The 20,509-nt window shown below is 67.4% G+C and carries 19 protein-coding genes and 1 pseudogene; 16 read left to right on the forward strand and 4 right to left on the reverse strand.

All coding sequences use genetic code 11. The features are described 5' to 3' along the window. Nucleotides 1-379: 379 nt before the first annotated feature. Nucleotides 380-1,598: pseudogene (locus ACWCQK_RS39180) on the reverse strand (IS3 family transposase). A 132-nt stretch (nucleotides 1,599-1,730) separates the two neighbouring features. Continuing rightward, a complete protein-coding gene (locus ACWCQK_RS39185) occupies nucleotides 1,731-3,833 on the reverse strand; it encodes a hypothetical protein (RefSeq protein WP_451163593.1) in 2,103 nt (700 codons plus the stop codon). Between the two features lie 620 nt (nucleotides 3,834-4,453). Here ACWCQK_RS39185 and ACWCQK_RS39190 point away from each other — a divergent pair. Next, a complete protein-coding gene (locus ACWCQK_RS39190; protein ID WP_451163595.1) occupies nucleotides 4,454-4,936 on the forward strand; it encodes a lamin tail domain-containing protein in 483 nt (160 codons plus the stop codon). A 540-nt stretch (nucleotides 4,937-5,476) separates the two neighbouring features. Next, entirely contained in the window at nucleotides 5,477-9,046 is a 3,570-nt protein-coding gene (gene car, locus ACWCQK_RS39195; protein ID WP_451163597.1) for a carboxylic acid reductase, read from the forward strand. Nucleotides 9,047-9,317: 271 nt separating this feature from the next. On the opposite strand, the gene ACWCQK_RS39200 is transcribed toward car, so the two are convergent. Further along, complete coding sequence (locus ACWCQK_RS39200; protein ID WP_451163628.1) at nucleotides 9,318-10,667, reverse strand: hypothetical protein; 1,350 nt, start codon at nucleotides 10,665-10,667, stop codon at nucleotides 9,318-9,320. Nucleotides 10,668-10,914: 247 nt separating this feature from the next. Here ACWCQK_RS39200 and ACWCQK_RS39205 point away from each other — a divergent pair, with 247 nt between their 5' ends. From ACWCQK_RS39205 to ACWCQK_RS39270, 14 genes are all read left to right on the forward strand, one after another. Continuing rightward, entirely contained in the window at nucleotides 10,915-11,334 is a 420-nt protein-coding gene (locus ACWCQK_RS39205; protein WP_451163599.1) for an ATP-binding protein, read from the forward strand. Between the two features lie 498 nt (nucleotides 11,335-11,832). Beyond that, a complete protein-coding gene (locus ACWCQK_RS39210; protein ID WP_451163601.1) occupies nucleotides 11,833-12,417 on the forward strand; it encodes a hypothetical protein in 585 nt (194 codons plus the stop codon). 56 nt (nucleotides 12,418-12,473) lie between these two features. Continuing rightward, complete coding sequence (locus ACWCQK_RS39215; RefSeq protein WP_451163603.1) at nucleotides 12,474-13,142, forward strand: hypothetical protein; 669 nt, start codon at nucleotides 12,474-12,476, stop codon at nucleotides 13,140-13,142. Nucleotides 13,143-13,285: 143 nt separating this feature from the next. Beyond that, nucleotides 13,286-13,864, forward strand: coding sequence for a hypothetical protein (locus ACWCQK_RS39220; protein ID WP_451163605.1), 579 nt, complete (start codon nucleotides 13,286-13,288; stop codon nucleotides 13,862-13,864). Nucleotides 13,865-13,890: 26 nt separating this feature from the next. Beyond that, nucleotides 13,891-14,319, forward strand: a complete 429-nt coding sequence (locus ACWCQK_RS39225) for a hypothetical protein (RefSeq protein ID WP_451163607.1) — start codon at nucleotides 13,891-13,893, stop codon at nucleotides 14,317-14,319. Beyond that, nucleotides 14,301-14,522: a hypothetical protein gene (locus ACWCQK_RS39230; protein ID WP_451163609.1), complete on the forward strand. Its 222-nt coding sequence runs from the start codon at nucleotides 14,301-14,303 to the stop codon at nucleotides 14,520-14,522. The genes ACWCQK_RS39225 and ACWCQK_RS39230 overlap by 19 nt, the downstream gene beginning before the upstream one ends. An 87-nt stretch (nucleotides 14,523-14,609) precedes the next feature. Beyond that, nucleotides 14,610-15,440 carry a hypothetical protein gene (locus ACWCQK_RS39235; protein WP_451163610.1) on the forward strand — a complete coding sequence of 277 codons (831 nt, stop codon included), beginning with the start codon at nucleotides 14,610-14,612 and terminating at the stop codon, nucleotides 15,438-15,440. After that, nucleotides 15,428-16,975, forward strand: coding sequence for a B12-binding domain-containing radical SAM protein (locus ACWCQK_RS39240; protein WP_451163612.1), 1,548 nt, complete (start codon nucleotides 15,428-15,430; stop codon nucleotides 16,973-16,975). The genes ACWCQK_RS39235 and ACWCQK_RS39240 overlap by 13 nt, the downstream gene beginning before the upstream one ends. Then, complete coding sequence (tmk, locus tag ACWCQK_RS39245; RefSeq protein ID WP_451163614.1) at nucleotides 16,972-17,628, forward strand: dTMP kinase; 657 nt, start codon at nucleotides 16,972-16,974, stop codon at nucleotides 17,626-17,628. The genes ACWCQK_RS39240 and tmk overlap by 4 nt, the downstream gene beginning before the upstream one ends. Continuing rightward, a complete protein-coding gene (locus ACWCQK_RS39250) occupies nucleotides 17,625-18,068 on the forward strand; it encodes an NUDIX hydrolase (protein ID WP_451163616.1) in 444 nt (147 codons plus the stop codon). The genes tmk and ACWCQK_RS39250 overlap by 4 nt, the downstream gene beginning before the upstream one ends. Nucleotides 18,069-18,312: 244 nt before the next feature. Further along, nucleotides 18,313-18,837 (forward strand): DUF6879 family protein, encoded by a 525-nt coding sequence (locus tag ACWCQK_RS39255; protein WP_451163618.1) that lies wholly within the window; start codon nucleotides 18,313-18,315, stop codon nucleotides 18,835-18,837. Nucleotides 18,838-18,844: 7 nt separating this feature from the next. Further along, nucleotides 18,845-19,006: a helix-turn-helix domain-containing protein gene (locus ACWCQK_RS39260; RefSeq protein WP_451163620.1), complete on the forward strand. Its 162-nt coding sequence runs from the start codon at nucleotides 18,845-18,847 to the stop codon at nucleotides 19,004-19,006. 168 nt (nucleotides 19,007-19,174) lie between these two features. After that, complete coding sequence (locus tag ACWCQK_RS39265; RefSeq protein WP_451163622.1) at nucleotides 19,175-19,699, forward strand: DUF5753 domain-containing protein; 525 nt, start codon at nucleotides 19,175-19,177, stop codon at nucleotides 19,697-19,699. Nucleotides 19,700-19,710: 11 nt separating this feature from the next. Continuing rightward, complete coding sequence (locus tag ACWCQK_RS39270; RefSeq protein ID WP_451163624.1) at nucleotides 19,711-19,899, forward strand: DUF397 domain-containing protein; 189 nt, start codon at nucleotides 19,711-19,713, stop codon at nucleotides 19,897-19,899. 101 nt (nucleotides 19,900-20,000) lie between these two features. On the opposite strand, the gene ACWCQK_RS39275 is transcribed toward ACWCQK_RS39270, so the two are convergent. Continuing rightward, nucleotides 20,001-20,285, reverse strand: coding sequence for a hypothetical protein (locus ACWCQK_RS39275; RefSeq protein WP_451163626.1), 285 nt, complete (start codon nucleotides 20,283-20,285; stop codon nucleotides 20,001-20,003). Between the last annotated feature and the right edge of the window lie 224 nt (nucleotides 20,286-20,509).

Genomic DNA, 20,509 nt, shown 5'->3' on the forward strand with positions numbered 1-20,509 from the left:
CACCCGGAATCCCGCCGCGGACTGTACCGCCGGCACCCGGAATCCCGCCGCGGACTGTACCGCCGGCACCCGGAATCCCGCCGCGGACTGTACCGCCGGCACCCGGAATCCCGCCGCGGACTGTACCGCCGGCACCCGGAATCCCGTCCGGTCCTCAACTGCCTGTGTGAACCGCAGAGCAGTACACGCGCTCAGGGCCGGTTTTCTTCACAGAAGACCGGCCCTTATTCACCGTCTTCCTTAAGAGTCTGAGAGATCTCGGCGTTGGCTGCTTCTTCGTGCCCGTCGATGCAGCCGTGATACCGGCGATGGATTACCTCTGGAGAGTTCCCGACACGGCGGGCCCACTGAGGCGTCCCCCGGAGTGTGGACACGGGGTTCACGCTGCGAGTGTGAGTTTACGTCCTCGTCGGTGTTGCTGTCCGAACTCGGCTGGCGAGAGGTAGTTGAGGGCGCTGCGGCGCCGTCGGGCGTTGTAGTAGGTGAGCCACTGGAAGATCTCCAGCCTTGCCTGCCGCACCGTCGAGAACAGCCTCTGGTGCATCGTCTCTCTCTTGAGTCCCTGCCGGAACGACTCGGCGAGAGCGTTGTCGTAGCTCGAGCCGACCCGGCTCATGCTCCTGTGAATCCCGAAACCGTCACAGACCTGCGCGAACGAGGCTGACGTGTATTGCGAGTCCCTGTCCGCGTGAAAAATCACCCCGCCCACGCGGCCACCACGGGCCGCGGCAGCCATCGTCAAGGCGTCGATGACCAGTCCGGCGCGCATGTGGGTGGCCATCGAGTAGCCGAGCACCCGACGTGAGCAGATTTCGATGACGCAGGCGAGATACAGCCAGGTGCCGCCGACCTGCACGTATGTGATGTCGCCGCACCACTTCTCGTCCAACTTGCCTGCGGAGAAATCACGTTGGATGAGATCCGGGGCAGGTGGCGCGAGGCGGTCTGGGATGGTCGTGCGCGTGCGGCGCCGCAGGTGGCGTCCCTCGATTCTGTTGATGCGCATCAGGCGCTCGACGCGCTTGCGGTTGACGATGTGACCGAAGCCCCGCAGATTGGCATGCACGCGGCGGACCCGGTAGGTGCCCTTGTGCGCAGTGTGGACCTCACGGATCCTCGCGACAAGCTCGTCCTCGGCGGTCTGCCGCACGGTGCGGGCCTTCGCGCCGGCGAGCCACTGGTAGTAGCCCGAGCGCGAGACCTGAAGGACCCGGCATATCCGCTGCACGCCGAATCCAGCGCGATTCTCAGAGATGAAGTCCCAGCGGCAGGTCTTCATTTCATCTCCTTGGCGAAATAGGCCGCTGCCTGGCGCAGGATCTCCCGCTCCAGCTCCCACTCCTTCTCCGCCTTGCGCAGCCGGCCGTTCTCCGCCCGCAGCCGGGCCAGTCCTCGTCCCGGTTCGCACCGGTCGGATCGCCGTGGCTGTAATCGCGGCCGGCGTGTTCGCCGGCCTGACGCACCCAGCTCCGCAGCGTCTCGCCGGTCACCCCGACATCCGCCGGGACCGCGGCATACGTGTGCTTTGCGCCCGCCGCGCGGTACAACGCGACGGCGTCGCTCCTGAATTCCTCCGGATACGGAGACTTCCGTCCCACCAGGACACCTTTCCTCGGATCTGCAAGATCCATTGTCAGTGTGTCCACACCGCCGGGGTCGCCTCACATCGAAGGCGCCCCCACGCGCGCGACTCGATGAGAACGCCCTCGCTCCCCTCACGCGTTAGCGGGTCAGCGCGTGTCGTCGTCCAGCCTCACCTCCGCGGCTTTCAGCGACTGCAGGAGTCCGTCGATGGAAGCCCTGATCGCCTGTCGATCCTGGTTCGACAGGGGATCAGGAATATGCGCACCCGGCGTGGCATACCTCAGCCACAGGCGGGAACGCTCAAGCGCCCGGTAAACCTGCGCGGGCACCTGGGACTCCGCGCCAGACCGGACCGCCTTCTCCTCCAGACTCACGATCGCGTCGCTAACCCTGCGTCGGTCCCCGGGGGTGCTCACCGGCGCCTTCACGTTCCGCGTGACCGCTATGCGGCCGACCAACGCGTTCACCTCCCGGGTCTGCTTCCTGGTCAGCACATGGGCGACGGCCTGCGCGCCCTTCAGAGGCATACGGGGCCGCACAGGACGTGGTGGACTCGCGTGCACGGCGAAGGCACGGTCCCGTTCGCGATCCGCCCACTCACGCAGGACGGACGAACCGGCCCGCACACTCTGCGCGTTGGCGACGCCAAGCCCGACTACCACTGCATGAAGACAGGACACGGGCTCCTGCCAGTTCCTGTCCCAGAGCAGAGCGGTGAGGACCGGCTTGCTCTCCCACAGCGGGGTGTCGATTTCGATGAGGAAGCCCGCGCGCTCCTTCTCCGACATGTCGGGGTACGGGGCGCCCAGTCGCGATGCCAGATTGGCCCAGCGCAGGGTACGGCCGTGATTGGCAGCATCGCGCAGTAGCTCGCGAGCGCGGACGACGGCCTGGTCGCGGCTCAGTACTCCGGGGTCTTTCCCCTTTGCTCTGTCAACGGTCGGCGGGGGAGTCCGCGCAGCGACGGAGCGCACGGGCTGAGACTGCTGGGCTGGCTGCGGTGGTGCTTTCACCGCGGGCGGCTGGACAACAGGGGGCGTGTGCGGCTCGGAGGGGTCACCCGCCAGACCCGTCCGGGCTGCCTCTGCCGCGTCGAGGCGGACGTATCGGTCGAGCTGGAGAGCCCATGTTCCGTTTTCCTGGACGAGGAGTCGGGCATGGTCACCGGCGCGGTAGACGTGCTGTGCCGGGGGCAGGTCCGTGTCGTCGGGCAGGGACAGCGCCGTGCGGACGACGGGGCTGTCCATGGCTTTCACATACGCCATGACCAGGCGGCGTCCCTCGGTGGCGAACGGCGAATTGTCGGGTGCAGGCGCTTCAGGATCGAGTGCGAAGACGACGGAACCGTCGACGGGGAAGGCGAACGGCTTGGGGCGCGGCGGGGCCAGCCGTATCGCTTCGATGGCTGGCGTCATCAGACCGCCGGGCGTGATCCGGCAGTCCTCCAGTCGGCTCCATCGCACCTCTGGCTCGGCGTAGTTCTGGGCTCCGATGTGGATCCGGCGCTCACCGCTGACGGTCTCCAGCCGGAACCGCAGGCTGTAGCCCTTGCGGGCGAGGAGTTCCCTGGTGAGGGCGCCGTCTGTGCCGAATAGCCAGTCGACCTCGTCCACGTCGTCGCCAAGGGCCAAGTTGGCCGCTCGCCAGCTCCGGTGGTCGAGGCCGGCGAGCTGGAAGCGCAGTCTGCGACGGGCTGCGGGCAGGTGCAGGTCCACGGCGCCGCCCGGGCTTGACCCGAGGTCTCGGCTCTCCACGGTGCCGCGCTGCTTGTCCCTGCCGAGGAGGTCGCGCAGGCCCCGCTTGATGAAGAGGTGGTCCGCGCTGGACTCGCCCACCGCGGAACGGCCGCATGCCGGACCGCCAGGTTGATGGGCGAAGTGGCACACCTTGTCGTGGTAGAGCCTGTCGCTCAACTTGCTGCCGCAGCCGCCAAGTTCGTATCCGCACCAGTAGGTGTAGCCGGGGTGGCGCCGACGCCAGGCGTCCAATTCCCCGGCGTCCATAGGCAGGATCACCGGGTGATCGGAGTGGGCGTCACCGACCACAGCCGTCTGGACGAGACGGTGGTCGTATCCGAGAACGGGGCTCACGCGAAGAGTCGCCTCCTCATAGCGCGCGCCCGCTCCGACTGGGGCGCGCTGTGGATACACAGGCACATGGATCCGGACATGCACGGCGCGATGAGTGTCCGGCAGCCGCCTGGCGTCGGAGCCAGGCACACTCAGACGTTGGAGCGGAATATAGAGCACGAGCCGCCACCTGCGAAGATGCGGTTCTGGCATAGGTCGTCCCGGCACGACCGCAGCACGGGAGTGTCATCCCGGCTTCATGCGAGCAGTCCAAGGGCTGTGACACCTCCGGTGTCACAGCCCTTGGCGAGGCCAGTCTCTCGATGACTGTGGAGCCGGGGCGACTTCTCGACACACGTCCGACACGCTCTGCTGCGCCACACACTGTGCATCCACCTCCGCTGCAGCTCAGAGTGGGTACGCGGGTGCAATCAGGCATTCACTCCGGAGCCGTTTCTCCACCCATCCGCAGGGCGTCTCGACACGAGCGCCTGTTACTCACTTTCGGGTGAAGGCCCGTACGGTCCCTGAATGATGTGGCATGGCGATCGCGGGACACGGCCAACTCCCGCAAGGACGCGCGACCTGCCGGACCGTCACCACCAGCGACAAGAGCCATACATGAATCATGCAGTCAAGAGTCACAGAAATATGGGCAACAGGTAACACAAGCCATGTTTCCACCCCGACTCCTGCACGTGCTGGACAGAGTGTGTGTGCACGGCCGATCCGGCCGCGCAACCCGCACATCGCACCACTCCCGTTTCCCGGGAGTGGTGCCCGCACCATCAGGGGGACTCATGTCCACTTCTGCTTCTGTCGCCGCCCGTCGTCTGGCCGCTGCCGCGCTTGCGGCCGGTGCTCTGGTCGGGGCGGTGGCGCTGCCGGCGTCCGCGGCCGATCACGCCCGCCCGCAGCAGCCGAAGGTGAAGATCTCGGCCGTCCAGTACGACTCCCCGGGACGTGACGACCGCTCCAAGCGGTCGCTGAACAAGGAGTGGGTGGACCTCACCAACACCACCCGCAGCGCGGTCAACCTCGACGGCTGGACCCTGCGCGACGAGTCCGGTCACGTCTACACCTTCGAGGACTACAAGCTGGCCGGCCGGGCCACGGTCCGTATCCACACCGGGGAGGGCCGCGACACCCGCACCGACCTCTACCAGGACCGCCGGGCCTACGTGTGGAACAACGACCACGACACCGCGACCCTGCGCAACGACCACGGCCGCTTCGTCGACGACGAGACCTGGGGTTACGGCCGCCGCGGCGGCCGCCACTGACCCTCCGGCTGCCCGATCGGTGACAAGCCGCTGCGCAGCCCGCCGCTGCCTTGCCTTCGGTGCTTAAGGCACGTGAGCAGGTCGCCTGGCTGGCAGCCGAGGACCTCGCGGCACCGCCGTGCAGCGGCGGCGTCTGCAGGAGCTGTCCCAGCGGATCGCCGGGCACCCGTGTAGACGACACCCGCCGGCCGTAGGTGCCGTCGGCAAGGCCGCGCAGCTCCTGCGTCGGGACTGCGCGTGGTGGGCTCAGGGGCTGGCCCGACGGCTGGTCGCGGCCCGCCTTCCGTGCCCGCCCCGGACCTGCCAATCCTCCGGGCCCCACCACTGGTAGCCGGTCGAGCGAGGTGGTTTGGCCCCGCCCGCCCTGACCTGCCTTCCCGCAACCCGGACCGCCGGTCCGGGTTCCCGTCACCGTTCCCGCTGGGCGTCGCGCGGGCCGTTCGTCGGCCGACGGACGGCCCGCATCCGATGTGATGGCCGTCTCGTCTGGCGATAAAGTTGTATATCGGCACAAAAGCCGCACTGTGCGGGGAGATGGCCATGGCGCGTGGTTCGCGGGTTCCGACGGGCGACAACGGCGGGACGACAGACCTCCGAGAGGAGCGCCGAGCCGCGCGGTTGTGTGCCGGCGACCAGGAGCTTCGCGACGTCCTGCCACGTGAGTCGGTCGCTCAGGCCATACGGCGGCCGGGACAGTCCATAGCCTCGATGGCGGCCATGGTCATGGATGCCTACGCCGACCGGCCCGCCCTGGGCGAACGCGCCCGGGAAGCGGTCACCGACCCGGCCACCGGCCGGACGGAACTGCGGCTGCTGCCGCGGTTCGACATGATCACCTACCGCGAGCTCGGCGACCGTACCGAGGCGGTCGCCGCGGAGTGGCACCACGACGAGCGCCATCCCGTGGCTAAGGGCGACTTCGTGTGTGTCCTCGGCGGCACCAGCGCTGAACACGCACTGATCGACCTGGCGTGCTTTCGGCTGGCCGCGGTCTGTGTGCCCCTGCAGGGCAGCACGTCCGCGGCTGGCCTCATGCCGATCCTCGCGGAGACCGGGCCGCATCTGCTCGCCGTCAGCATCGACGTGCTGGACACCGCGGTCGATGTGGCCCTCGACAGTCCGACGGTCGCGAGGGTGGTCGTGTTCGACCACCGTCCGGACGCCGATGACGAGCGCACGAGGATCGCGGACGCGCGCCGTCGGCTTGCCCAGGCCGGGCGACGGATGTCACTGGACCTGCTGGACGACGTGATCGAACGCGGTCGTGCCCTGCCCGCCGCACCCATGCCGGAAGCCGACCCGGACCGGCTGAGCCTGCTCGTCTACACCTCGGGCAGTACCGGCATGCCAAAGGGAGCCGAATACACCGAACGCCTGGGCTGCCGTCTGTGGCAGAGCTGGTTCGAAACTGCCGACAGACCGTGCATCACCGTCAATTACATGCCGTTGAGCCACCTCTTCGGGCGGACGGCACTGTTCACCACGCTGGCCCGCGGCGGCATCAACCACTTCGTCGCCCGCAGCGACCTGTCCACCCTCTTCGAGGACATCGGCCTGGTCCGCCCCACCGAACTCCTCCTCGTGCCCCGCGTGTGCGACATGCTCCACCAGCGCTTCCGCAGCGCGGTCGACGACGCGGGCAACGCGGACGAGGCGGGGAGGACCGAGAAGATCAAAACGCAGCTGCGCGAGGAGTTCCTCGGCGGCCGGGTGATGTGGGCCGCGGTCGGTTCCGCGCCCCTGTCCGCCGAGATGAGGGAGTTCGTCGAGTCGGTCCTCGACCTCCCCGTGCACGACGGCTACGGCTCCACCGAGGCGGGCCCGATCACCGTGGACCACAAAGTGGGCCGGCCGCCCGTCCTGGAGTACAAGCTGGTGGACGTGCCCGAGCTGGGCTACATGCTCACTGACATGCCGTATCCGCGCGGCGAGCTGCTGGTCAGGTCGGAGACGCTCATCCCCGGCTACTACAAACGCCCCGACGTGACCGCCGACGTCTTCGACGCGGACGGCTTCTACCACACCGGTGACGTGATGGCCGAGATAGGGCCGGACGAACTGGTCTACGTCGACCGCCGCAAGAACGTGCTCAAGCTGGCCCAGGGCGAGTTCGTCGCGCTGTCCCACGTGGAGGCCACCTTCGCCACCGACCCGCTGGTGCGGCAAATCTTCGTCTACGGCAACAGTGAACGTTCGTACCTGCTCGCCGTGATCGTGCCCCCCGAGGACGCACTGAGCGGCGACGGCGATCTCCCGGCCCGGCTGCACGAATCGCTGCGGCGCACCGCCGCCGAAGCCGGCCTCAACGCCTACGAGATCCCCCGCGACTTCCTGATCGAGACCGAACCCTTCAGCACCGACAACGGTCTGCTCTCCGAGACGCGCAAGCTGATGCGCCCCCGACTGACCAGTCGTTACGGCCCGCAGCTGGAACAGCTCTACACCGAACTGGCCGACCGGGAGAGCGCCGCGCTGAGCGAGCTGCGCCACCGGGGCGCCGACCGGCCGGTGCTCGACACCGTCCTCAAGGCCGTCGGGGCGGTAGTGGGCGGCCAGGACTTCACGGACCCGGACGCGCACTTCACCGACCTCGGCGGCGACTCCCTGTCCGCGCTCACCCTGTCGGAACTGCTGGGGCAGATCTTCGGGTTCGAGGTGTCGGTCGGCGTCCTCATCAGCCCCGCCAACAACCTCCGCAAGGTCGCGGAACACATCGAGTCCGAGCAGGGCTCCGGCTCCCGGCGGCCGACATTCGCCGCCGTGCACGGCGCGGGCAGCACCCAGGTCGAGGCCGCCGACCTGACCTTGGACCGGTTCATCGACGCCCGGACTCTCGCTGCCGCGCCCACGCTGCCACTGCCCGAGGGTCCCGTGCGCACCGTCCTGATGACCGGCGCCAACGGCTATCTGGGCCGCTTCATGGCCCTGGACCAGATGGAACGGCTGGCACCCATCGGGGGCCGGCTGATCTGCATCGTGCGCGGCGCGGACGCCAAGACCGCGTGGCAGCGGCTGGAGTCCGTCTACGACAGCGACCCCGAACTGCTCGCCCGCTTCAGGGAGCTGGCCCGCGGACACCTGGAGGTGCTGGCCGGCGACATCGGCGAGGTCGGCCTGGGCCTGGACGAGACGACCTGGCGGCGGCTGGCCGACACCGTCGACCAGATCGCGCACCCGGCCGCGCTGGTCAATCACGTGCTGCCGTACGAGCAGTTGTTCGGCCCCAACGTGGTCGGCACCGCAGAGCTGATCCGCCTGGCGATCACCGCCCGCATGAAGCCGCTTACGTTCCTGTCGACGGTCGCGGCCCTCGTCGGCACGCTGTCGTCGGCCGACGAGAGCGCTGACATCAGGACGGTCAGCCCGCTGCGCAAGCTCGGCGACGGCTACGCCAACGGGTACGCGACCAGCAAGTGGGCCGGCGAGGTGCTGCTGCGGGAGGCGCACGACCTGTGCGGTCTGCCGGTCGCCGTCTTCCGGTCAGACCTGATCCTCGCGCACACCCGGTACGCCGGGCAGCTCAACGTGCCCGACGTGTTCACCCGTCTGCTGCTCAGCGTGATCGCCACCGGCGTCGCACCGGACTCCTTCTACCGCCTCGACGCCCAGGGCCACCGCCAAGCAGCCCACTACAACGGACTACCGGTCGACTTCACCGCGGAGGCCGTCAACGCCCTCGGCGCGCGGGCGACCCGCGGCCACCGGACGTTCAACGTGTTCAACCCGCACGCCGACGGGATCTCCATGGACACCTTCGTGGACTGGCTGATCGAGGCCGACTACTCCATCACGAGGATCCACGACTACGACGAGTGGTACGCCCGGTTCGAGACCGCGATCCGCGCCATGCCGGACCAGCAGAAGCAGCACTCGGTGCTGCCCCTGCTGCACGCCTTCGCCCGGCCCGCGCCGGCAGTCAACGGCGCGGGCTTCCCCACAGAACGCTTCCAGGAGGCGGTGCGCGCCTCAGGCGTGGGCCCGGACAAGGATGTCCCGCACCTCGGCCGGGAACTGATCCGCAAGTACGCGAGGGACCTGCAGACGCTGGGCGTGCTGTCGCTCCCCGGGCTGGACACCATGGACGCCGTTGAGGGGGTCCATCACGGATGAGGCTCCGGCCTCGGATGATGTGGTCCTGGAAGATCCAGAATTTGATCTGTCAAATCCGACTTCGAACCACGAGGACCGCCTGCCAGTCCTCCCATCGAGGAATTCGGGACACGACCGTCCGGCAGCGCCCCCACCAAGTCCGGGTCGAAGAAGCAGCTCACGTCATCCCGCAGCGGAGCAGCCACCCCGCCTTGCCGTCCAGCTTCCCGGCCCAACGCGCCCTCATTTCCGATGCCCAAAAGGCATGGGGGCTTCCTGGAGGCGTCTTGGCCTATGCCTTGGCTGCCGCGACCTCTCGCACTCGGCTGGAGAGAGTCTTCACCGCGCGCGCCTTCGTATACGGGGCCAGGTCCGTCCGCATGGTGCCGAAGTGATCATCGCCGCGGATCGACGAGACGTGCTCATACTCGTCAAGGAAGCGCCCCCATGACTCGCATGACGCTTCCAGGTGGCCAAAGCGCAATTGCCGCTGTGCGAGTACCGCGTATGCATGGACGCGGCCTTGTCGTTCCTGGGCGGGCTGGACCCGGATGGACTGCTTCATCGCCTGAATGCTGCCCGCCAGGTCGCCTTCCTCCATCAACACGTGTGAGACGTGGAAGAGATAGGCGGTCTGGTCGTATCCGCCGATCGCATCGCGCCGATTGTCAGCCATTGACAGGGCCGTCTCGGCTTCGCGCAGGCGAGTGTGGGCTTGGTGCCGGTCGCCGACCATCGACGCCGCGTGCGCTTGCTGCCCGCGAAGGAACGCCACCAGGCGAGGGCCGGCGGAGGGCGCGGCCTCGGCTGCCGAGTCGGCGAGTTGAAGCGCCATGCGTCCGTGCCCGATGTTCGATGCTTGAAGGGACATGCCGCGCAGTGTGCGGCAGTAGGTGACGTGGTCGTCCGCCTCGCCAGCTAATTTGAGTGCTTTGACATAGTACGTTTGACCCAGACCGTGGGCTTTTTCGTACATGGCCATCCAGCCCGTCAGGTACGTCAGATCCGATGCCGCGGCGAGCATGTCCTGCCTGACTTGCTCGGAGGCTTGCGCCCTCAACCAGGGGCCGACCGTGTTGACGAGGAATGCGGCAGCCATGGGGCGGGCGTGGCCTGCGCCGAATTCGTCGAGGATGTCGGCGATTCGCTCGGTCATGGACCGCACCGAAGCGACTTGAGAAGCGCCGATCCGGGTAGTGGCCTTGCCCGGCATGACGGAGCCGTCGGCGGCTCGGGCGTTCTGCTGGAACGTGGGTACAGAAAGTGCTGCTGTGAAGAGGGTCGCGGCAAGTACGCCGCGCCGGGATGGATCCATGTCCGCCCTTCCGAGATCGATCAACTCCTCCACAGTGTCGATTGGTTGGGAGCCCCCGGCGGACACCGCAGGCTGAAGGCCGGCTTCCGCATGTGTCACCGGCCGCCCTAAGCGGGCAGAGAAAGCCTCAAGAATCAGGGGTCTGACCTGGGGCTTCGGTGGCGTGCCAGCGATCCAGTGCGCGACTGCCGTCCGGTCGTACGTGAGCTGGAGTCCGGCTTGCGGGCCCAGCCGGTTGACCTGCTGGGCCAATTGAGTCCGCGTCCATCGTGCCTGCTCAAGCAGCGATTCCAGGGCAGGGTTGGGCGTGCGATTCCTCGTAGCCATGCACTCAACTCCCGACAACTTCATGGCGTTCACGGTGTTCACGGTCGCACCTATCACCAACGGTACCCGCAGAGAGTGACTACGCGGTTACCTCTTACGAGCAACGCCAATGATCTCGGCCTTGGGAGCGTAGGTGACCAGCGCACCACCAGTGAGAAGAGGCGTGTCCGCGCCGGGAGAGGACCTCTGCAGGGAGGGCCAGAACGCGGAGCGTCAGTCCAGGACCTTTCAGCAAACCCACGACGTGATGAGCGTGAACTTCGGGGTCTCCCCCTGCGGCGCGGGGCAGGCCATCGCGGAACGCGACGCCCGCCAGGTCCAGATGGCCCGCCGTGTGACGGCTGCCCGCCTCAAGCTCTGCGGCCTGGAATGCCTTGTAGACGACGCGACACTCATCGTCTCGGAACTGGTCACCAATGCCATCGTGCACAGCGGGGGAAGGGAAGTCGCCGTCACGGTGACAGTCCGACAGGGCTTTCTGCACATCACTGTCTCCGATGGCGTGCCCTGCCGCTTCGAGCTCAAGTCTGCAGGCGATGGCGCCGAGTCGGGCCGCGGCCTCTTCCTCGTTGAGGCGACGGTGAAGGGAAACGGCGGAGCCTGGGGAACCAGCGATGGCGGCGCCAGGACCTGGTGCCGCCTCGTCTTACCGGCGGAGCAACAGTGACGGGCCCAGGACACCACCCCGCACAGAGCTGTCGAGGCGTGGACAACACCTCTGGACGGCGCAGAACTGACGACGGTCCTGAAGATGGTCTGGGAGTGGAGGCCCTTTGCTGGACGGCTTCGGGCCACCCGACGAGGCGCTTCGAAGAACTTGCTCGGCCATTCGAAGCGCCTCGTCGAGATTGCCGTCGCGGCCAAGGCCGGGCAGACGATGGCCAGATCGCCCGCTCGATCAGACGGGCTCGTGCGGTGCGCTCTGTAGAGATGCTGGTTGATTACCGGCAGGCCGTCGGGCATCTGCGTCGGCTGGCCTGGTGGGTGAGCGAGTTGCATGACCGGCTTGCCGCAACGAAGTGCCCCAAGGAGACGGAGTGATCGTCCACCCGCCCACCTCCAGCCCTTCCGTCCTCACCCGTTCGATCGCTCTGGAGAACTTGATGGCCGTGCTGTATACGCAACACCCCGCCTCAACGCGCGCGACCGGGGAGGTGCCGGCCTGATGCGTACCCCGCTCCCTCAGCGTGCAGTACTCCCGGGTGGGCCGGTCCCGGTGGCCGGTGTGGACTTCATGCCGGGCGACTGGACCATCGCGCCGGGCGATGTCGCCACCGACATGGGCGATCTTGCCGCGCGGGTGCGCAGCCTGATGGATCTCCAGCAGGGCCGGGTGCTGCGGTTACCGTTAGGCGGCCACTTCTTCGACATCGTCGTCACAGCCGCCTGTCCCGAGGCGTACGCCGTGGTGAGCCTGCTGGACCAGGTCCAGCACACCGGCGACGACCAGCCCGACGCCTGCGGTCCGGTGATCGAGGACCCGCACCGGCGCTGGCTGATCTGGCTCGTGCCGCCGGGAACCAGCGACACCTGGGCCCCGCACCGCTACGCCATGTGCCTGGGCCGGCCACACCAGCTCGCCCTGCCGCCGATGGCGCAGACGGAGCTGCCGGGCCCGTACTGGCTGCGGCCGTGCCGCGGGGACCGGCTCGTCCCGCCGGCGCCGCTGCGGGATTTCCTTGACCGGTTTCGCCCCGGCCCTGCCCCGCACGAGGAACTCCTGGCGGACATCCTGTGCACCATTACCTAACCCTGCGCGTGCAGCGACGCCCTTGCCCGACCGAGTAGCAGAGGAAAGAGCAGCACGTGAGGGAGCCCACCGAGACGGGCCTGGTCCCGTTCATCACCCAGCGCCGCGGCGAAGACCCGGCCCCCGACAACCTGATCATCACCATGCTCGCCCCCGGCCGGTACAGGCTGCGCTACCGGGATGAGGACCCGCGCGACCGGGACATGCGAGGTGTGCTGTGGGGCCGCTGCAGCCTCAACCCCATCGACGGCCGGGGCCGGCCGACGGGCGCGGCGGAGTGGAAGATGATGCACCCCTTCCGGCAGCGGCACTGCATGCAGAACCTGCTCTGCCAGATCTGTGCCGCACCGGCACGGACCCCGAAAGGCTGGATCTTCCTCGCTGGCCCCCGCGAACGGCTCCCCGGCGATGCACCGCTGCTGTTGAGTCAGCCGCCCGTGTGCGCCCGGTGCGTGCGCCCCGCGGCCAGGCTCTGCCCGCACCTGAAAGACGACCCGACCGTGTTCCTTGCCCGAAGCGCCCCGTTGTACGGGGTCTACGGTGCCATCTACGGCTGGAACGAAAGAGACGGCGTTCGCGTCGTGGCCGAGCCCGACGTGCCCTTGCCTTTCGGGCACGCGAACCTGCCGACACTTTTGGCGTCCCAGCTCTTCCGGCGGCTGAGTTCCTACCGGGTCCTCAGCTTTCTGCAGCTCATGCAGGAACTGGACATGCCTGCCGCATAGATCCCTGCCCGGTGGCCCGGATGACGTCAGACCAGGCCATCGGACAGGTACAACCCCGGCGCGGGAGCTCTGCACCATCCCCCTCCCCGCAGAACCCGCGCCGGGACCCGAACTCCGATCCGACTCACTCAAGGGAGCAGTTGGTGAACGCCCTACTTCCCGCCTTCGTCGACCAGCTACTCGATCAGGGAAGGGATCCGGTCGAGATCCCCGACATTTCCGTATCCAGCGCCGCGGGATGGCTGGGCCCCCTTGCCACCCGGATTCTCGGCGTCCCCGACTTCGGCACGTGCCAGGCGGCGGACGCGTTCCTCGCCCACGGCTACGTCCATATTCCGCTTCCGGCGCCCGGCGGCCACGCGGTCTACCTGCGGCTGGCCTCCCATTGCGCCATGGAGCCGTGGCCGGTACGCGCCACCTCCGTCGTTCTGACGGTTGCGGGCACCGTGGCGCTGGAGATGTATCAGGAAGCTGCCGACGCGCTGGCCGGCCGTCCGCAGTACGCGCGCAGCTTCGGCCCCGAGCATGTGTTCGCCGTGCACCCAGGCACCCAGTGCTCGACCCAGAACAGCCCTGCCGGCATGCACCTGCTCGTCGCCGCGAGTGCCTCGCCACAGGCAGGCACGTTGCTGACCGACGACGAGTACGCGGCTGCGGCTCAGCGCGCCCGCTGGGTGCTCGAAAGCGTCGCCCATCGCGCCCCGGCAGGGCACCGCCGATGAGGACGGCAACCACGTGGCTAGACCAGATGCCGTCCCTGGACATCCCGGATCTACGCGAAGTGCACCGCGTCAGCCGCGCCCTCCTCGACCAGCTCGCCGCAGACCGGGACCTGCTGACCCTGCTGGTCGGCGAAATCCTGCACGACCCCGAACGCCTGGCTGCCAGCCGTGTCACGCTCCTGTTCAACCGGCTGTCGCTCTACCAGGCGCCCGACCGCAGCTTCGAGGTCCGCCTCAACATGAACCCGCGGCCTGACAACCAGCTTGTTCCGCACGACCATTGCTACGCGTTCGCCGCCCGCATCCTCGCCGGGGGCTACCTGCACGTCGTTCGCCGCCGCACCGACGGCTGGACGGCCCGTTCACCGGGGCAGACCTCCAGCCCGCCATCGTCACCGTCGAACGGCCCGGCAGCGCATACACGCTGGACCACACGATGGTGCACCAGGCAGTGATGGAGCCGGACACCGTCACCTTCTTTCTGCGCGGCCCCCGCCGCAAGAAGCTCTCCCACGCAGCCGAAGAGCTGATGCCGCCCCAAAAGACCTGGCTGGCCCCGGCCGAGCCCGGCGCCCCAGCCGTCGAGTCCCGGCCTGCGACGGTCGAGGAGTACGCGCAGATGCGCACCTACCTGATGCAGCACCGCCTCATCAACTGATGCTCCGGCATTCCCGTGGCCTCGCACACGAGAGGCTCGTGACGCGAGAGGCTACGGCGCACAACCGCACTACATGAGGAGCATGCGATGACAGTCGTACTGACGACTGACCACCCGGCATGGCAGACCGGTAAAGACGAGCAGCATGTGCGCGCCGTCCGTACCACCTCCGGGACCTGGACCCTGTCCTTCGGCCGTCAGGGCCTGCACCTGACATGCGTACAGGGCACAGAGGACATGAAACCCACGTTCGTCACCACGGACCCCGCCCGTCTGCCAGCCGCCGCTCCCGCGCCGTTGCGCGACGGCCTCCGTCAGCTCGGCACCACACAGCGCCTGGCCAACCCCTCGCTCTGGGACGCGATCACGACCGCGATCCTGCGGCAGGTCGTCCGCGCCGACCAGGCCCGCAAGCTGTACCGCACATGGTGCAGCACCTACGGCACCACGGTGCAGGGACCGCTCGGCGTGCTTACCCTCGCCCCCACGGCCGGTGCCGTTCTCGACCTGACAGAACAACAGTTCGCCGACGTCGGCGCCAGGTTCCACCGCACCGCCCTCCAGGCCGCTGCTGCTCACTACGAAAGCCACCACAGCCAATGGGAACAACTGGACACCGGTGAACTGGCCGTCGCGCTCACCCGCATCCCCCGCATCGGGCCGTGGACGGCAGCCGCAGCAGCAACCGACTTCACCGGCGACTTCAGCATCTACCCCCACGACGACCTCGCCGTACGCACCTGGGCCGCCCAGATCGCCCCCCAGCACCCGTGGCCCGGCAAGAAAGACAAAACATTCGGCCCGATGTGGACCAGTTGGGCCGCCGCCGACCGCACTGCCCTGCACACCCTGACCCTCTCCACCCTCACCTGGGGCTCACACGCCCGCCCTGACCAGGAGGACCCATGCAGCACTTAGCGCTGATCTCAGGCGCCGGCCACACCCACACCCTCGACGCCCTGTTCATCAACGCACCGCTGCGCGACTACGGCCTACGGCCGCGGACGAACGACTACACTCTCCCCGTCCTGGGCATGGCATACATCGCCACCTACGCCCAGCGGCAGGGCTTCAACGTCGGTGTCCTCGACGCCGAAGCCCACGGCCTCGGCATCGAAGAAGCCGCACAGATCGTCAACGAGGCCGCGCCACGCTGGGCCGGCATGAACCTCCTCGCACCTACCTACGAGATGTCCGCACGGATCGCCGCCCAACTCGACCCCGAGATAGCCCTGATGGTCGGCGGACACCACGCCAAGGCCATGCCCGACCGCATCCTCGCCGACCCCCGCATGCAAAACCTTCGCGCGCTCGTCCTCGGCGAGGCAGAACTGCGCGTCGCCGCTCTCCTGGAAGACCAGCAGCGCCGCCGCCAACTGCCCAGCGTGCTGTGGCGAGACCCGATCAGCGGCACTCGCGCAGGCGGCATCGCAGACCCTCACACAACGGCCCAGCTGCTCGCCCCCAACATCGACGCCCTGCCGTACGTCAACCGCGCCTTCTTGCCACAGGACCCCTACCAGCCCGCGCCGACCCTGACCGACAGGCGCCTCGCGGCGAGCGATCGCTTCACCTGGCTCAGCAACGCCATTCACACCGAGACCGGGTATACGGAGGCGAACATCGTCGGGAGCCGCGGCTGCCCGTACGACTGCGGCTTCTGCGGCGCCGCCTGGAGCGCCAACCCCGATGTCAAGATCCGGGTCCGCCACCCCGAGAACATCATCGGGGAGCTCGACACACTGCATGCCGAGCACGGTGTGACCGCCTTCCGGTTCGTCGACGACCTCTTCCTCGGCGTCCGCAACGTCATCAAAGACCACATGGAGGTCTTCGCCAAGCACGGCATCGGCGATCGGTACGTATGGGATGCCACCGGCCGCATCAACGTCCTCGACCGTCTCAGCGACGCTGACCTCGACGTTCTCGTCGCCAACGGACTGCGGGAGGTCGCTCTCGGGATCGAATCCGGCAGCGACCGCATCCTGCACGCGATGGACAAGCGGATCACCGCCGAGATGACCGAAAGCGTCGCCCGCCGACTCCTCGCCCACGGGATCGGCGTGAAGGGCTACTTCATCCTCGGCTACCCCGGCGAGACGCGCGAGGACCTCGACGCCACCGTGCACCACATCCGGAACCTGTGGAACATCGCAGACCGGCACCCCGGCGAGCTCCGGGCCAGCGTCTTCGAGTTCCGGCCCTACCCGGGCACACCGGTGTGGAGGACCCTCACCGACGCCGGCCACAACCCCGAAGACCTCCTCGCGTACGGCGATGTCGACCTCACGCAGGACGGCGCCGATGAATCCATGCGCCAGCGGGACGAGTTCAACTTCTCTGTCGGCATCCAGTTCGGTGACGTGCCCCTCGAAGATCTGCGCGCCACGCTGGCGATGCTCACCCGCGAGCAGCACGAGCGGAACCAGAACGGGCGCGAGGCCGCCGCATGACGGGCGCACGCGCCGGGTGGTTCGTCACCATCGACGGACCCAGCGGCGTCGGCAAGTCCACCACGGTGGCAGCCCTTCACGACCATCTCACCGCCCAGGGACGTCCCGCCCGGCGAACCGTTGAGCCGACCACCAGCGCACTCGGCACCTTCACGCGCAGTCACGCAGACGAAATCCACGGCATGGCACTCGCCTGCCTGGTGGCAGCCAACCGCTACGAGCACGTCGAAACCGAGATAGAGCCTGCACTGCAGGCCGGCGAGCTGATCATCAGCGACCGCTACCTGCCCTCCACGCTCGTTCTGCAGCAACTCGACGGAGTACCGATGGAGTTTCTCCTGGCCGTCAATGACCACGTTCTCCTCCCGGATCTGGCCGTGATCCTCACCGCCGACCCCGGTCTCATAGCCGAACGCATCACTGCGCGCGGCATCACCCATCGCTGGCACGTGGACCCCGCCGGCCCCAGTCGGGAAGTCGCACTGTATGGCGAAGCCGCCGCGCACCTGGCGAGCAGAGGTGTCGACGTGCTGATCCTCGACAACGGTGCCTACCCCCCTTCGGATGTAGCTCACCGAATCGCGGACGCCATACCGGCTCTGCCGCTAACGTCGAAGGTCTCACCCACCCCGCCAACCCCCCAGGGAACATGACCGGACACCCAGCACAGCCCGTCATCGACACCCACGTCATTGTCCGTGACGGGGACAAAATCCTCTTCTCTCAGCGGGGCGGCCCTTACGGGCACGGCCGGTGGCACATGCCGTCCGGGAAACTCGACCAGGGCGAGCCCCTGCCCGTTGGCGCCGCCCGCGAGCTGCACGAGGAAACCGGCCTCACCGTCGACCCGGCCAACCTTCGCCTGGTTCAGGTCGTGCACCACCGGCAGAGTCAGGACGTCGAGCGGATCGGCTTCTTCTTCGAAGCCACGCAGTGGGAGGGACAGGCCGTCAACAAGGAACCAGAAAAGTGCATGGCACTCGAATGGTTCACTGTTCACGACCTGCCCGACGACATCATCGAATACCCGGCCGCCGGTCTGAGCGGGTACCTGAGCCAGAGCCGCCCTCTCGTCGAACACGGCTGGCAGTAGCGCCAGTCCTGGCCAGATCAACACGTTTCTGGCCAGGGCGTGCAGGAGCTGCGGACAGGGTCCGTACAGCGATTGGGCGCCACGGTTCCTGTGCTTCCTCCGGCGTGGTGGAACGGTTGCTGCCGGACGAGTTATGGGTGCTGTTCCGACGCGTGGTGTCGCCAACCGAAGTGAAGCGTCCGCAGGGCGGAGGCTGGCGGCGGGCAGGTGACCGCGAGACTCTGGCGGTGGGGGAAGGAGGGGCGTGGCACTGATCTCCAGCGCTGAACGCAACCGGCTCTTCGAGCGCTTCCAGCACGACGCCTTCCACCTCGAGCTGCGTGACGACTACTCCGTCCCTGGCGAGGACGGACCGTTCCGCTGCTGGCTCGACGGCAAGGACACCGACTACACCTACCTCGAGCCCTGGACCCGTCTTGTGCGGTGCACCATCGGACGCGGCATGACCGTGCGCCGCGTCCGGGTCGTGACCGAGCCTTTGACCCCCTACATCCAGTGGGAACACGCCACCACCTCATGGAACGAGGAGGCCGGAGAGGCCATTCGCTGGCTGCCCCGGCACCTCCTTCCGGCAAGCGTCACCTTTCCCTTCGACGGACGGGACTGGTGGCTGTACGACGACCGCCTCCTGGCCGTGGGGCACTTCGATGCGGACGGCCGCGTCCTCGGATCGGAGATCATCGACGATCCTGACGCCGTCGCCCCATGCGCACACCTGAGGGACCTCCTGTGGGCCAACGCCATCCCCCACACCGAGTTCAATCGCTGAACCATCCATGACCACACAGGTAGATGAGGCACTACAAGCGCTCGGCGCCCGGCTGCGCGGCTTCCGCAAGGACGCCAGATTCACCAGCGGCCGGGCTTTCGCGCACGCCACCGCCTGGCACGAATCCAAGATCTCGCGCATCGAGCACGGCAAACAGCGCCCCAGCTAGGACGACATCCGCCTCTGGTGCGACATCACCGACCAGCACGACCAGCTCGGCGACCTGATCGCGATCGTCCGCCACGTCGACGAACTGTGGATCGAATGGCGCCGCCAACTCCAGGCCGGCGCCGAGAGACGGCAGCACAAAGCCATCCCCGTCTATGCCAAAACCAAGGTGTTCCGCATCTGGCACCCCACCGTGATCTGGGGAACGCTCCAGACCACGGAGTACGCCGCCAAAGTCTTTGAACAGGTCGTCAACTTCTACGAGATCCCCGACGACACGGAAGCAGCCGTCGCCAAGCGCCTCCAGCGCCAGCAATACCTCTACCAAGGCGAGCGGATCTTCAACGTGCTCCGCGGTGAACAGGCGCTCTACACCAACTTCGGCGGCCCCGACGTGATGAAGGGGCAGCTCGACCGCCTCCTGGCGGTGATGCAGCTTTCCCGGCTCAGCCTCGGCATCGTCCCCCGCTCCGCTCCGGCCGGGATCTGGCCCGGCAACTCGTTCTCGATGTTCGACGACAAGCTCGTCCTCGTCGAGACCTACTCCGCGGAACTGTCCGTCTCCCAACCGCGAGAAATCGAGCTGTACGCCAAAGCGTTCGCCCTTCTCCAACAGTCAGTGGTGTACGGCAGCACCGTCCGGGACATCATCCTCACCGCGATCCAGCACTTCAACCGGATGCCCACCGACTAGGAGCCAACCCCTTGACCGAGAAACCCAACTGGCACACCAGCTCGTACACCACGCAGGACTCCTGCGTGGAGATCGCCGACAATCATCCAGACGTGGTCATAGTTCGTGACACGAAAATCCGCGGGCACACCATTCGTGTACTGCCGACAGTCTGGATAGCCTTCGTGAGTTATGCCAAGCGGCAAAGCCTCCGAGGCTAGCTGACCTTGCAAGCCCCCGCCCGCTTGAGGGAAGGCGAGAGCGCGCCACCGGCGGAACAATGAGCATGAGAGTCGTTGGGCCCCCGCCGTGGCGGGGAGCATCAGTCGGCTTGCTGTCGCCGAGCCCAGCTGAGCATTCCTCGCTGGGACTTAGGGCGGAGGGGTTCCATGCGCGGGGGCGCCGGTTCGAGAAGACTCCGCCACGGCATCTGCGGAATTTGAGGCATTTCCGCCATGGACTGGCTGCGCCAGTTCGTCAGTGCATTGACCACGTTCTCCAGATACATGATCGTCTCATGGATTATGGCGTCGGGGTCGACGCCGGCGACGGGACCTTGATCAGGTTCGGCACGACGTTTCATGATCCTCAGCGCATCGTAGATCACGTTGTAGATTTCTTGAACAGCGCGGAAGAGGGCCGGCTCGGAAAGGGCTGCAATGGCAAACCCACATTTGGGGACGTGCTGTCCTGGACGGAGCGGACCGCACCGCCGCTGGCACCCGTACAACCATGTCCCCCTCGCCCTTTCCCTGGCGAGCGCATTGGCCATGGTGGACGATCGCCGTCACGCGTTTCGAACAGGCTGCCTTATCGATCGTGCTATGCCGG

The organism is Streptomyces sp. NPDC002306, assembly GCF_053593435.1.

Coding starts and splice junctions, on each gene's coding strand:
- car (WP_451163597.1), top strand. CDS start 5,477: ATGGCGCGTGGTTCGCGGGTTCCGACGGGCGACAACGGCGGGACGACA.
- ACWCQK_RS39210 (WP_451163601.1), top strand. CDS start 11,833: ATGCGTACCCCGCTCCCTCAGCGTGCAGTACTCCCGGGTGGGCCGGTC.
- tmk (WP_451163614.1), top strand. CDS start 16,972: ATGACGGGCGCACGCGCCGGGTGGTTCGTCACCATCGACGGACCCAGC.
- ACWCQK_RS39235 (WP_451163610.1), top strand. CDS start 14,610: ATGACAGTCGTACTGACGACTGACCACCCGGCATGGCAGACCGGTAAA.
- ACWCQK_RS39250 (WP_451163616.1), top strand. CDS start 17,625: ATGACCGGACACCCAGCACAGCCCGTCATCGACACCCACGTCATTGTC.
- ACWCQK_RS39225 (WP_451163607.1), top strand. CDS start 13,891: ATGCCGTCCCTGGACATCCCGGATCTACGCGAAGTGCACCGCGTCAGC.
- ACWCQK_RS39260 (WP_451163620.1), top strand. CDS start 18,845: ATGACCACACAGGTAGATGAGGCACTACAAGCGCTCGGCGCCCGGCTG.
- ACWCQK_RS39205 (WP_451163599.1), top strand. CDS start 10,915: ATGAGCGTGAACTTCGGGGTCTCCCCCTGCGGCGCGGGGCAGGCCATC.
- ACWCQK_RS39200 (WP_451163628.1), bottom strand. CDS start 10,667: ATGGCTACGAGGAATCGCACGCCCAACCCTGCCCTGGAATCGCTGCTT.
- ACWCQK_RS39240 (WP_451163612.1), top strand. CDS start 15,428: ATGCAGCACTTAGCGCTGATCTCAGGCGCCGGCCACACCCACACCCTC.
- ACWCQK_RS39190 (WP_451163595.1), top strand. CDS start 4,454: ATGTCCACTTCTGCTTCTGTCGCCGCCCGTCGTCTGGCCGCTGCCGCG.
- ACWCQK_RS39230 (WP_451163609.1), top strand. CDS start 14,301: ATGGTGCACCAGGCAGTGATGGAGCCGGACACCGTCACCTTCTTTCTG.